At 60.6% G+C, this 12,690-nt stretch carries 13 protein-coding genes; 6 read left to right on the top strand and 7 right to left on the bottom strand.

What is annotated here, in order from left to right; translation table 11 throughout:
• The first annotated feature begins 18 nt into the window (after window positions 1–18).
• Window positions 19–615, top strand: coding sequence for a tRNA-(ms[2]io[6]A)-hydroxylase (gene miaE, locus MTP16_RS19110; protein ID WP_243512896.1), 597 nt, complete (start codon window positions 19–21; stop codon window positions 613–615).
• A gap of 23 nt (window positions 616–638) precedes the next feature.
• On the opposite strand, the gene MTP16_RS19105 is transcribed toward miaE, so the two are convergent.
• From MTP16_RS19105 to MTP16_RS19090, 4 genes are all read right to left on the bottom strand, one after another.
• Window positions 639–1,121: a hypothetical protein gene (locus MTP16_RS19105; RefSeq protein WP_243512895.1), complete on the bottom strand. Its 483-nt coding sequence runs from the start codon at window positions 1,119–1,121 to the stop codon at window positions 639–641.
• A 161-nt stretch (window positions 1,122–1,282) separates the two neighbouring features.
• Entirely contained in the window at window positions 1,283–2,572 is a 1,290-nt protein-coding gene (fahA, locus tag MTP16_RS19100; protein WP_243512894.1) for a fumarylacetoacetase, read from the bottom strand.
• A gap of 173 nt (window positions 2,573–2,745) precedes the next feature.
• The gene (locus MTP16_RS19095) at window positions 2,746–3,003 is read right to left on the bottom strand and encodes a NifU family protein (RefSeq protein ID WP_317244076.1); all 258 of its coding nucleotides are present in this window, start codon (window positions 3,001–3,003) and stop codon (window positions 2,746–2,748) included.
• Window positions 3,004–3,010: 7 nt separating this feature from the next.
• Complete coding sequence (locus tag MTP16_RS19090; protein WP_243512893.1) at window positions 3,011–4,114, bottom strand: Mrp/NBP35 family ATP-binding protein; 1,104 nt, start codon at window positions 4,112–4,114, stop codon at window positions 3,011–3,013.
• A gap of 206 nt (window positions 4,115–4,320) precedes the next feature.
• Here MTP16_RS19090 and MTP16_RS19085 point away from each other — a divergent pair, with 206 nt between their 5' ends.
• Window positions 4,321–4,638, top strand: coding sequence for a hypothetical protein (locus MTP16_RS19085; RefSeq protein WP_243512892.1), 318 nt, complete (start codon window positions 4,321–4,323; stop codon window positions 4,636–4,638).
• Here the strand turns inward: MTP16_RS19085 and MTP16_RS19080 are convergent.
• From MTP16_RS19080 to MTP16_RS19070, 3 genes are all read right to left on the bottom strand, one after another.
• Window positions 4,635–6,485, bottom strand: a complete 1,851-nt coding sequence (locus MTP16_RS19080) for a glycoside hydrolase family 2 TIM barrel-domain containing protein (protein ID WP_243512891.1) — start codon at window positions 6,483–6,485, stop codon at window positions 4,635–4,637. The two genes, MTP16_RS19085 and MTP16_RS19080, sit on opposite strands and share 4 nt — an antisense overlap.
• 169 nt (window positions 6,486–6,654) lie before the next feature.
• Window positions 6,655–7,449: a phosphatase PAP2 family protein gene (locus tag MTP16_RS19075; protein WP_243512890.1), complete on the bottom strand. Its 795-nt coding sequence runs from the start codon at window positions 7,447–7,449 to the stop codon at window positions 6,655–6,657.
• A 185-nt stretch (window positions 7,450–7,634) separates the two neighbouring features.
• Window positions 7,635–8,897, bottom strand: a complete 1,263-nt coding sequence (locus MTP16_RS19070) for an asparagine synthetase B (RefSeq protein WP_243512889.1) — start codon at window positions 8,895–8,897, stop codon at window positions 7,635–7,637.
• A gap of 142 nt (window positions 8,898–9,039) precedes the next feature.
• Here MTP16_RS19070 and MTP16_RS19065 point away from each other — a divergent pair, with 142 nt between their 5' ends.
• Genes MTP16_RS19065 through MTP16_RS19050 form a run of 4 tightly spaced genes read left to right on the top strand, consistent with a single transcriptional unit; the run spans window position 9,040 to window position 12,535 of the window.
• Window positions 9,040–9,480: a YciI family protein gene (locus MTP16_RS19065; protein ID WP_243512888.1), complete on the top strand. Its 441-nt coding sequence runs from the start codon at window positions 9,040–9,042 to the stop codon at window positions 9,478–9,480.
• 43 nt (window positions 9,481–9,523) lie between these two features.
• Complete coding sequence (locus MTP16_RS19060; protein ID WP_243512887.1) at window positions 9,524–10,762, top strand: ABC transporter permease; 1,239 nt, start codon at window positions 9,524–9,526, stop codon at window positions 10,760–10,762.
• Window positions 10,763–10,771: 9 nt separating this feature from the next.
• Window positions 10,772–11,650, top strand: a complete 879-nt coding sequence (locus MTP16_RS19055) for a hypothetical protein (RefSeq protein ID WP_243512886.1) — start codon at window positions 10,772–10,774, stop codon at window positions 11,648–11,650.
• A gap of 45 nt (window positions 11,651–11,695) precedes the next feature.
• Window positions 11,696–12,535 carry a hypothetical protein gene (locus tag MTP16_RS19050; protein WP_243512885.1) on the top strand — a complete coding sequence of 280 codons (840 nt, stop codon included), beginning with the start codon at window positions 11,696–11,698 and terminating at the stop codon, window positions 12,533–12,535.
• Window positions 12,536–12,690 lie beyond the last annotated feature (155 nt).

Genomic DNA, 12,690 nt, shown 5'->3' with positions numbered 1-12,690 from the left:
GCTTTCATAGCGCAGCTCATGAAAGAGAAAACCATTCTTAAGCTCAAGCTGAACACCGACCCGCGCTGGGTGAACATTGCCGAGAAGAACATCGAGGACATCTTGGTCGACCACGCCTGGTGCGAGCAGAAAGCGGCCAGCACCGGCATCAGCATGATTATCCACTACCCCGAGAAAACCCGTCTGGTGGACGAGCTAACCGACCTCGTAGCCGAGGAGTGGAGCCACTTCGAGCGGGTGCTGCTGGAGCTGCGCAAGCGCGGCTACGCCCTGGGCCGCCCGCGCAAAGACGAATACGTGGTGCAGCTGCTGGCCCACGTGCGCAAGGGCGGCGCCCGCGAGCGCCAGCTCATGGACCAGCTCCTGGTATCGGCCCTCATCGAGGCGCGCAGCTGCGAGCGGTTCAAGCTGCTCTGGCAAAACATTGCCGACCAGGAGCTCAGCAAGTTCTACTACGAGCTGATGGTGTCGGAAGCCGCGCACTTCGTGAGCTACGTGGACCTGGCCAAGGAATACTGCGACCCCAAACAGGTAGACGAGCGCCTGCAGGAACTGCTGGTTATCGAAGGCGAGATTGTAACGAACCTACCCGTGCGCGACGACCGCATGCACTAACGTAATTATTTGCATTTGCCTGCTTATTCCGTGTGGTATCTGCCAATCTCGTAGCCCCTGTAGAAGACCCAATATTCGCCTTTCTTATTTGAATCTCGGAATAATTGCAATTCCATAGAATCGGTGCCTGAGGTAAGCACTACGCCTCTTTCATCTATCGGACTGGAATGATGCGCTGGAGTACTTTTCATGTTAGCTATTTGGGTAATTATTGAGTCTTTCCGTTCAGAGAAAAAGTTTTTCCCATCTAGCTTAATATTGATTTCTTTCCTTGATAAAAAGTTAACAGTCATGTCTCTGTACTCGCTTTCCATGGATGTTTTAATGATGCCTATCAAAAAGCCAAGAAAAAATACTTGACCAAATAATAGAGGACCATACAAAGTTGAAGATTTGCTTTTTCCAAACTTCATCAAGTAAAACCCTACTAGCGCTAGTATGAAAGAAAGGAAAAGCAGTGGTCCTAAAACGAGGTAAATACTTTCTAAAAGGCTGGCCTTATTCATTTTAAAAAAGTATTATTGGCTTTTATCGCAGAATAAATGGCTGGTCACTTAGAATGTAAAAATCATCACTGCTAAATAACTAGGCTTTAGGATATCCAGATACAAAGCCGCTGTTTTCTTCCTGAAAGAAAACAGCGGCTTTGTTTTTTTATGAATGGTTGCTAAGACAGCGCCGGCAGCACAGTGCCGCGCACCTCGCCAAAACCGATGCGCACGCCGTCCTTTTCGGCAAAGCCGCGCATTGTCACCGTATCGCCATCAAGCAAAAACTTGCGTTCTGAGCCGTCGGCTAGGGACACGGGGCGGGTGCCGCGCCAGGCCAGCTCCAGCATCGAGCCCAACGAGTCGGGTGTGGGGCCTGAGATGGTGCCCGAGGCGTAGAGGTCGCCGGCTTCGAGGTTGCAGCCGTTGGAGGCGTGGTGGGCGAGCTGTTGGGCCATGCTCCAGTACATCAGCCCAAAGTTGGTGCGGCTGATGGTGGTTTCGGGGCCGCCCGTGGGCGTGAGGGCCACTTCGAGGTGCACGTCAAAGTTGTGGGCGCCGCTCTGGCTGAGGTAGGGCAGGGGCGCGGGCTCCTGCGCCGGGCCGGCGATGCGGAAGGGCTCCAGCGCATCCAGCGTCACTACCCAGGGCGCCACGCTGCTGCCGAAGTTCTTGCCCAAAAATGGCCCCAACGGCACGTATTCCCAGCTTTGCAGGTCGCGCGCGCTCCAGTCGTTGAACAGGCAGAGACCGAAAATGTGCTCTTCGGCATCGGCAATAGCCACGGTGCTGCCCAGCGCGGTACCGGTGCCCACCACAAAGGCCATTTCCAGCTCGAAGTCGAGCTGGCGGCTGGGGCCGAAGGTAGGGGCGGTTTCGTCGGGTGCTTTCCGTTGGCCGTTGGGCCGGCGGATGTCGGTACCCGACGCCACGATGCTGCTGGTGCGGCCGTGGTAGCCAATGGGGATGTGGCGCCAGTTGGGCAGCAGGGCGTTGGCCGGGTCGCGGAACATGGTGCCCACGTTGGTGGCGTGTTCGATGCTGCTGTAGAAATCGGTGTAATTGGCGGGCTTGGTGGGGCGCAGCATGCGCACGTCGGTTTGGCGGAGCAGGCAGGCGCGCACGGCTTCTTCGTTGTCGCGAAGGCGGGGCTCGTCGTGGCGCAACAGCTCGCTCACGCGCTGGCGCACGGCGCGCCACGCCGGCCGGCCCAGGCGCAAAAAGGCATTGAGCGAGCGGCGGCGAAACACCTTAGGCTGGGCCTCGCCAAGCTCGGCGAGGTCCTCGAAGAAGCCGTATTGGCTCACGGCGTACAAGTCGAGCACGTAGAGTCCGATTGCCACGGCCAGGCGCGGGCCCCGTTCTTCGGTTTCGAACACGCCAAAAGGCAGGTTTTGGATGGGAAAATCGGAGCCGGGCGGAATGTCAATCCAGGAGCGGAGCGTGGGCGAGTTGGGAGCGGTGGCCATGCGATACGGAAGGGGTTAAGGCACAAAAGTAGGGCGATGACGTTCAGAGCACGGTTATGCTCGGCGGTGGGAAACGTAGCGCGGACTTTCAGTCCGCGACCCCGAGCCTTGTCAACGGTTTGTTGACGGCCAGGGCCGCAGACCAAAAGTCCGCGCTACAAGTTGTTCTGGTACTAGCGGGCTTCAACGGCCGTGATTTCCGGCACAGCTTTCTTCACGGTATCTTCCAAACCGGCGCGCGTCATCGGGGACATAGGGCAGGCCCCGCAGGCACCCTCCCATTGCAGCTGGAGCACGCCGTCGGGCGTGATGTTGGCCACGCGCACATTGCCGCCATCGGTGGCCAGGTAGGGGCGCAGGGTGTCGAGGACCGCCTCGATGCGAGGCATCAGCGGATGGTCGAAGGTGGGGGCGAGGGTTACGTTTTCCACGGGTGGGTTAGGAGTTCATCTGCACGACGGCCGTTTTGGGGGCCACGTTGTTGCGGATACTGACCTGGCGAGCCACAGACTCGGCCAAATCGGCGAAGAGCACGCCCACGGCCGACTTGGGGTCGAGCACGGCCGGCTGGCCCTGGTCGCCGTTTTCGCGGATGCTTTGCACCAGCGGCAGCTGGCCCAGCAGCGGCACCTCGTGCTGCGCCGCCAGCCGCTGGCCGCCGCCTTCGCCAAAAATGAAGTACTTGTTCTCGGGCAGTTCGGCCGGCGTAAACCAGGCCATGTTTTCCACCACGCCCAGCACCGGCACGTTGATTTGGGGCTGGCGGAACATCTGCAAGCCCTTCTGTGCATCGGCCAGGGCCACTTTCTGCGGGGTGGTCACGATGACGGCGCCCGTCACGGGCACAGTTTGCACCAGCGTGAGGTGAATATCGGACGTGCCGGGCGGCAGGTCGAGCAGCAGGTAATCCAGCTCGCCCCAATCCACTTCGGTGATGAACTGCTTGAGCGCCGACGAGGCCATGGGCCCGCGCCACACAATGGCGCTTTCGGCCGGGGCCAGGAAGCCAATGCTCATCAGCTTCACCCCGTACTTGACGATGGGCTGAATGAGGTTCTTGCCATTCGGGCCCTGAAAAACGTGCGGGGCCTCGCCCTCCACGTTGAACATCACGGGCACGCTGGGGCCGGAAATATCGGCATCCACCAGGCCCACCTTGGCGCCGGTAGCGGCCAGGGCCACGGCCAGGTTGGCGGTCACGGTGCTTTTCCCTACGCCGCCCTTGCCCGAGGCAATGGCAATAATATTTTTCACGCCGGGCAGCAGGTCGCCGCGGTTGTGGCGGCCGGTGGTCACGCGCGACGTCATGGTAATGACGACGTTGGCGTCTTTGTCAACCATGGTGTGAATGGCGCGCTCGCAGGCATCGTGAATGAGCTGCTTGAGCGGGCAGGCAGGCGTGGTGAGCACCACGGTAAAGGCGACAGTAAGGCCTTCTATCTCGATGTTCTCAATCATGTTGAGCGTGACGAGGTCCTGGCCCAGGTCGGGCTCTTCCACGTAGCTCAGGGCTTTGAGAACGGCTTCTTTGGTAATGGTCATGGGGCAGGCAAATCGCCGGAGGGGCGGTCTGCAAAGATAACCCCGGAAGCGGCGGCGCGGTTCGAGCCGGGCAAAATTGGAAATCCAGCCAGCTAAAAAACGCAATATGGCCCTGCAAAAATTTGATGAAAATTTGATGAAATCCTCCGATATTTACAAACGCACTTTACCCCATAGTATTCCGCTTACCGCCTACTCGCCCTTCTATGCCAAACCTCGACCATGCTTTTCGTACTGCCAACGTGGAAATTGGTGGTATCTCCGATAGTTCCAACGACAACGACCAGCAGTTGGTCGTGGTGGTGAAGCTGGTAGTGCCGCGCGCCGCCAAAGTGCCAGCCCTGCACCAGCAACCCGAAACGGCGCGGCTGCGGGTGCGCCCGGCCTCGGTGAGCAGCACCGTGTTCAGCACCGTCCTCGTCGATTTACAAATGAACAATACCGCCTGCCAGGCCGACTGGTCGACCACGGCCACCCTGAAAGCCGCGCCCGTGCGCCCCGCTCAGCTTTCCTCGAAAGCCTAGTCCAACCGTTCCATTAGCCGCGAGGCCAGCAGGCCCTCGGGCACGCTGAGTGCCCCGGTGTGGGGGTCGATGAGGCCGTTTCGCTCGTCCTCGATGTTGGTGGCTTGGGTGTACACGTCGCCGGCAATGGGGCGCTGGCGCAGCTCCTGCTTGAAGGCGCGAATGCTGTTGGTGCGCGCTTCGGCGTCGGCCGGCCCGCCGTAGTCGGAGAAGCCGAAGCCGCCCCACTCGCTTACCACCAGCGGCACCTGGCGGCGGTAGAAGAACGGGTCGCCCACCACCAGCGGGAAGGCGGCGGTGCCCTCCATTTCGCCACCCACCAGCCGGTCGAGCAGTTCTTTCCAGCGCCCGAGGTCGGGGGTATAAAGGTGAGCCGTGAGCAAGTCCGATTTCAGGCGGCCGGTGTTCGATATGTGGTGCCAGCCGTCGTTGTCCACCACCAGAAACTGCGGGTAGGCAATCTGCATGAAGTGATAGGTTTCAACGATGTATTGCCGCGTTTCGGGGTTGGTGGCAATGTCCTGGGCGCCCCAGTCCTCATTGTAGAGACTCCAGATGATGATGCTGGGGTGGGTTTCGCTGAGCGTGACGAGGCGCAGCAGCTCGGCCCGGTGGTTTTCGCGGCTGCGCGGCGTGGAGCTGTGCGGGCTGGGCACTTCCACCCACAGCAGCAGGCCCAGCTCATCGGCCAGGTTGTAGATGCGCGGGTCGACGCCGGCAATGTGCACGCGCACCAGGTTGCAGCCCAGCGCCTTCATGGCGTGCATGTGGCGCTGCATCTCCTCCAGCGTGGCCGTGCCGGGCTGGTAAAGGATGCCGTCGAGGTACACGGACTGGTTGTTGAGGTACACGTAGCGGCCGCGCGACTCCACCTTGCGCAGCCCAAACAGCGTTTCGATGGGCGCGGCGTAGCCTTCGGAGTCGATGAGCTGGGCCAGCAGGCGGTAGCGGTTCGGCGCTTCGGGGCTCCACAGCTCCGCGCCGGGCAACTCCATCACCACGCGCTGCTGCCACTGCCCGGGCTCGAGGTGCAGCGGGAAGTCCGACTCGGCCAGCGGCGCCGTTCGGTTGGGCGTCTGCGGGTCGAACACCTGCATGCGGATGGTGTAGTCGCCCGCGTCATGAATGCGCAGCGTGAGGTTGAAGCGCACCAATTGGTCTTCTACCACGCTCACCACGCCCACGCGGGAGCGCAGGCGGTTGCGCTCCACGGTTTCGAGCCACACGCTGCGCACGGCCCCGGTGTAGGTCTGGTACCAGATGCCGCCGCGCTTGTACACGTGCGATTCCTGTTTGCCGCGCGGCGTTTCGGCGTCCATCGTGTCTACGATGCGCACCGTGAGGCGGTTCACGAGGTGCAGGTTTTCCGCGTCGAGCTCGTAGCTGAAGGAGGTATACTCGCCGTAGTGCACTTCTTCGCCCTCAATGGTTTGCAGGGGCTTGCCATTGAGCCACACCCGCGTTTCGTAGCCACAGGCGCCAAAGGTGAGTTGAATGAGGGAGCGGGGCTGGGGCTCGGCCACTTCCGGCAGGTTAAACTCCCGCTCGTACCACACCACGATTTTGTCGTGCCAGGCAGCGCCATCCTGCTGCCCGCGCACCTCGGCCAGGTGAGCTTCTACCGAGCCCGGCCACTGCGCCCGGTGCGCATAGGTATGGCTCAGGGCCCAGTCGTCGCGCAGGCCCACATCCTCCACGTCGTGGGCAAAATGCCATTCGCCGTCGAGCAGCGCGTGGCTGTTCATGCGCAGCACGGCGCGGGGCAGGGGGTTGGTGAATTCCTCGGGGGATTCTTCTTCGGGCCGGCTGGCCGAGAGCGAGTAATTGGATTGATTCAGGTCGTCCATGCGGGCAAGACTAAGCGGCGCCGCATCCTAAAGCGGAGCCTCGCGTGTCCTGCTAACGGCCTTCGGCCTGATAATGATGCAAACGGCCCAGCTATCCTATCGGTAGCTGGGCCGTTTGCTGACGCTGTGACTTTATTTTCTGATGCGGGCGCGATGTGCCGCGGGCCCGCTACATCTGCAGGCCCATGGCCACGCCCGCGCCGCCGGCCGGGCTGTAGCTGGGTACTAGCAGCAGCTTGTGGGCTACTTTCTGCGGCAGGAGCTTGGTGAGGGCGGGGTAGGCATGCCACACGGTTTCGGCCGAGAGGAAGCCGATGGCGGCGCCGGCCAGCACGTCGGTGGCCCAGTGCTTATTGCCGAGCACACGCATGGCGCCGGTGGCCGCGGCCACGGCGTAGCCGCTCACGCTCAGCCAGGGGTACTGGCGGCCATACTGCTCGTGCAGCAGCGTGGCCGTGAGGAAGGCCTGCGAGGTGTGCGACGAGGGAAACGAGCTAAAATCCTGTGGGTTGTAGGGGCGGGGCTCGGCGGTGTAGCGCTTGAGGTGGCTCACCACGCCCTCGTCCAGCTCGTGGGCCACGAGGTAAATCAGGGTGAAGCCCACGGCGGTGCGCTCGCCGCGGTGGCCGGTGGCCATCATGCCGTAGGCCATGGCCAGGGGCACGTGGCGGGTGTAGTCGTCGATGCCATAGGAGTTGAAGCCGCGAAACAGCTCCTGCGTTTCGGCCTGAAAATCCTGCTTGGCCTGGCACAGCGTCTGGTTCACCTTGGGGCTGTGGGCCAACACACCCACCCCAATCAGCACCGAAGGGACGGCCACGCGCAGCAAAGCGGCTTTTTTGGTGCCGGCAATAGACGCGGGGCGAACAAGGGTGACCCCAGTGGTATCAACGGCTTGGGCCCGGGACGGAACGGCCGGCAAACCGGCTAAAAGCAGCAAAAGCAAGCGTAACCGAATCAGCATAAAGGCAGGATGCAAACGTGGAGCTTAAAATTAACTCCTTGGCTACCGGCGCGAAAGCAAAAAACGGTGAGTGGCAGCCTTTTCCCTGCCAGCGGCCGGCAATGAACTGGCCAGTGCTATTTGGGCCATAAAAAAGCCCCAACCGCCGAGCGGTTGGGGCTACTCTCGGGCCTGCTAGGTCCGGCTTAGGTTTTCTGCTTTTTCTTCTTGGCGGCCGGGAAGAGGATGTTGTTCAGGATGAGCCGGTAGCCGGGCGAGTTGGGGTGCAGGGCGAGGTCGGTAGGTTCTTCGCCCACAAGGTGCTGGTAGTCTTCGGGGTCGTGGCCGCCATAGAACGTCCAGGTGCCTTTGCCCAGGCTGCCGTGGATGTAGCGCGCCTCGCCGGTTTGCTTGGTGTCGCCCATCACCACCACGTCCGACTTAATCAGGCTTTTGCGGAAGGCTGTGGTTTGGCCCATGAAGCCGTGGATGGTTTTCTCGTGGTTTTGGGTGAGCATGGTGGGCACCGGGTCGTACTTGGCCGAATAGGTGAAGAGCTGGAAGTAGTCGTTCTGCTCGCCCAGGCCCCGCTCGCTGGGCTGCATGTCGATGTTGGAGTACTCGTATTGGAAGGGGTTGCGCTCCAGCTGGAAGTTCTGGAAAGCCAGGCAGCGGTTGAAGTTGAGCTTGGACTGCGCAGCCGGGTCGGCGGGGTCGCCGTCGTACATGCTTTCCACCATGTCGATGCCCAAGCCGGCCAGGGCGATGTCGTAGGAATCGGTGGCCGAGCACATGGCGAACAAAAAGCCGCCGCCGGCAATGAATTCCTGCATTTTGGTAGCCACGGTGCCCTTCATCACGCTCACTTTGCTGAAGCCGTTGCGCTTGGCGGCAGCTTCGGCGTCGCGCACCTGCTGCTGGTACCAAGGGTAGTTGCGATAGGAGGCGTAAAACTTGCCGTACTCGCCGGTGAAGTCCTCGTGGTGCAGGTGCAGCCAGTCGTACTTCGGCAGCTCGCCCTTCAGCACTTCGTCGTCGTAAATCTGGGTGTAGGGGATTTCGGCGTAGGTGAGCACCATGGTCACGGCGTCGTCCCAGGGCTGCTTGCCTTTGGGCGTGTACACCGCGATTTTGGGCACCTTCTCCAGCTTCATCACGTCCATGTTGGCGTTGGGGTCGGCTATTTCCTGGAGAATGCCGGTGTACTGGGCCTCGCTGATGACCTGGAACGTGACGCCGCGCACGGCCAGCTCATTCTCGGCCGCCGAGCTGGTTTCGAAGGCGAAGGCGCCGCCCCGATAGTTCAGCAGCCAGTCGACGGGTACCTCGCGCTGCAGTAGCCAGAATGCCACGCCGTAGGCTTTCAGGCACTCCTTCTGGGTGTTGTCCATCGGGATGAGCACGTGGTTGGCGCGGGCGGCCAGCGGCGCGGCCAGCAGCAACAGCAGTAAAAAACGCTTGAAGAGCATAGGATTTTAGCAAAAGAAACGCAGCTCCGCAACGAGGTTGCGGCGGCGGTGGTTCAAGTTAAGCGCCGGCCGCCGAACTTTGGGCACTTTGGCAGCACCTGCGGTAACCGGTGCGGCCTTGTTCCCTTCGAATCAAAGCGCTATGCCGGCTACTTTAGCTTCTGCTGCTACCAGTGAAGAAGTCATCGGTCTTGTTGACCAGTGGACCGTTTTGTTAGAGCAGGAAAAATATGAGGAAGCATACGCTTTCCTTGAGGCCGAGCCTTTCTGGTCCGCTGTTTTAATCAAGGAAATCATTCAAGCATATGGCGATGAACTCAAGAACAAGGTCACGTTGCTAAATAATGGAACAGCGGTGGACAGTGCCGGTAATATAAGACCGGCTAAACAGCGGAAGGAAGTAGAGTGGTACAGCGAGAAAAGAAGTTTAGAAGAAGGAATTGGCTGGTTTGACGAGAACAGAGGAGACGTCTGGTACGATTTGAACATCAATGGTTTCGTTTCAGATTTAACCGCCACCTTTAATTTGGAAAAGCGCAACGACCGGCTGCATGTAATTCTACAGGACATCCATGTGATGTAGCTTTCGCACCCCGCTGCCGACTACTGCTGATTTTAGTTGATATATGAGCCCTTTTGAAAACGTCCGCGAAGCCTTTCGCTCCATTCGCGCCAACCTGCTGCGCACCGTCCTCACGGCCCTGATTCTGAGCATCGGGCTGTTTGCGCTGGTGGGCATTCTCACCAGCATCGACGCTATGAAAAACGCGCTGTCGGAAACCTTCGCCAGCCTGGGGGCCAACTCCTTTGAGCTGCACGCCAAGGGCTACACCAACCGCTTCCAGCGCGGCGGCGTGAAGGGCAAGCAATACCCGCCCATCGATTACCTGCAAGCCAAGCTCTACAAAAAAGCCATGGGCGACGACGCCCAGGTGGGCGTGTCGGCCTTCATCTCGGGCGCGGCCGAAATGAAAGCCAACGGCATCAAAACCAACCCCAACATGCAGGTGATTGCCGGCGACGAGAATTACCTCAAAATCCAAGGCTACAACCTCAGCGAAGGCCGCATCTTCTCCCAAACCGAGCTCAGCAGCGGCGCCAACGTGCTGATAGTGGGCGACGAAATCAAGCAGAAGCTGTTTCCCAAGCAAAGCCCCGTCGGCCAGTACGTGTCGGCCCTGGGCCGACGCTTCCTGATAGTGGGCCTGCTGGAGAAAAGCGGCAGCGGCATGGGCGGCGGCGGGGCCGACCGCCTGGCCCTGCTGCCCCTCGAAACCGGCAATCAGATGCCCCGCCAGCGCGCCCTCACCTACGACATCAAAACCGCCACCGACAAGCCCGGCACGCTGGCCTTTCTCATGGGCCAGGCCACGGGCAAGATGCGCGCCGTGCGCCACGACCGCCTGGGCCAGGAAGACAGCTTCACGGTGGAAAGCAGCGAGTCGTTGGCCGCCGACCTCGACTCTATTTCGGGCAAGGTGAAGGCCGGCGGCAGCGTCATGGCCTTCATCACGCTGCTGGGCGCCAGCATTGCCCTCATGAACATCATGCTGGTATCCGTGACGGAGCGCACCCGCGAAATTGGGATTCGCAAGGCACTGGGCGCCACAGCGCTGCAAATCCGGCAGCAGTTTCTCATCGAAGCCATTGTCATTTGCCTGCTGGGCGGCACGCTGGGCATCGTGCTGGGTGTGCTGGGCGGCAACGGCGTGGCCAAGCTCATCGGCTCAGAGTCCTTCTATGTGCCCTGGGGCTGGATGATGCTGGGCCTGCTCATCTGCGTGGGCGTGGGGCTGTCGTCGGGCTACTATCCTGCCAGCAAGGCGGCGGCCCTGGACCCGATTGATTCGTTGCGCTACGAGTAAGAACCGCAGATGAAAAGGGTGAAACAGCTTGCGTTCTGGTGCATACTGGCTAGCGGGCCGTGGCGTGAGGCTAGGGCGCAGGCCGTCGGCCAGGCCGAGATATACCGGGTACCGGCTCCCGGCGAAGCAGGCCGCTTTCAGGTGCCGCAGGTGCGGCTACAGGATGCGGCCGTGGCCCGGCTTATCAACCGGCAGTTACTGCGAGGCGTGTTGGGGGAAGAAGAGGTGAATGCCAAGGCTACGCCGCAGCGGCAACTTTACTTGGCGGCGCGGAAATGCTGTTACGATGCCGATACTCGAACGTGGGCGGCGGCGGGTGGCGGCCTTACCGGCAGTTGGTATAGCGTGCTGCTCAACCGGGCAGGGCTGCTTTCGTTGAGTCTGACCAGGCAATACACCGGGGCCCATCACACGTTTGACACGCAGTTTTTTACCTTCGACCTGCGCACGGGCCACCGGCTGGCGCTGGCCGATGTGGTAGCCGACCCCGCCCCGCAACTCGTGCGTCGAATGCAGGGAGCCATCAACCGCCGCTACGCCGAGGCATTGGCTATCGCGGCGGAAGCGCGTACCGACTCGGCCACGATAGCCGAAATGACAGAAGTGTTTCACTGGGATTGGAATGCCCGGCGGGTGCGCTGGTTCGTGGGTGATACCTCGGCCGCAGTGCTGGCACTCACCGCCGCTGACCCGGATGTGGAAACTTTTGCCCTGACGTCTGCGGCCCTGCTGCTGTTTCACAATGCAGGGTTTCATCGCCTGAGCCAGGCACCTCAACCTGACAACACTTACCGGTTTCCGTACACCCGGCTGCACGTGAAACCGTTGCTTCAGCCTTTGGTGCCTTTAGCCAAAGCCGCTGCCGTGAAAAAGCCTAAAAGCAAGTAGCAACGCAGGCTTTTATACATTTGCGCAAATCTCATTTGTGCAAGCATGGTGGCCATTCCCGCTTCTGAAACCATTGACCGGCGTTTTGCCCAACTCATCCAGCAGTTTGGGCTGACAAAAAACAGCTTTGCCATCTCGCTGGGCAAAACCGCCAGCGTGGTGCAGCACCTCATCGACGGCCGCAACAAGCCCGGCTACGACCTGCTGTGCAAGGTGTTCGAGGTCTACCCAAATGTTTCAAGAGACTGGCTGTTGCTGGGCCGCGGACCCATGCTGGTGGGCGGCGAGCCCATCGCCAAACCGGCACCCCGCGTTGCATTCGTAGCGCCCGAGCCGCCCTTAGAGCCCATTGACCTTTCGGACATTGAGGTTCGAAGCCCCCGCCGCGCCAGCGCCGGGGTGGCGGCTACGCAATTGCAGCCGGAAGAAATTACCGCCATGATTGCTTTGGCGGCGGCGGCTCAGCAACCTGCCCGTTCTGCCGCGCCAGCACTAAACGGACATGCACCCGCGCCACAAGCGACTGCATTTCCCAATGCTGCTGAAGCGCCTGCTTCTCCAGCACACCAAGCCGCTCCAGCAACGGCAGCGCAAAGTACCGTTGCACCCTTTGAGGCAGCAACAGCGCCAGTCGCCGCACCTGAACCTGCACCCGCACCTGCTCCGGCGGCGGCCGTAGCGGCGTCACCTGTTGTGGCCCCCGTGGCCAACGCCGCAGCTGCGCCAGCAGCTACCCCGAATCCTGAAGCTTACATCTCGGCTGCACTCCATGCCCAGCACATGCAGCACCAGTTAGCTATGGCCGAGCTGCGCAACCAGCATTTGCTGGAACAGCAGCAGATGCTGCGCGAGATGCTGGCCATGGCCCGGCAGGCAATGGTCTGAACGGCGGATTCGTCGTCGGAATTTTGGATTAATCAGATTTTGTAGACGGCTCAACTAAAACCGGTTGAAAACTTTCAAATGGAAAAAGGCCACTCACAGAGTGGCCTTTTTTCGCATTGTAAGCCGCGTAAAGCAGTCCACGAAATCCGATTAAT

Source organism: Hymenobacter monticola, assembly GCF_022811645.1.
Taxonomy (GTDB): Bacteria; Bacteroidota; Bacteroidia; order Cytophagales; family Hymenobacteraceae; genus Hymenobacter; species Hymenobacter monticola.
This window is presented reverse-complemented; position numbering and strand designations above follow the sequence as displayed.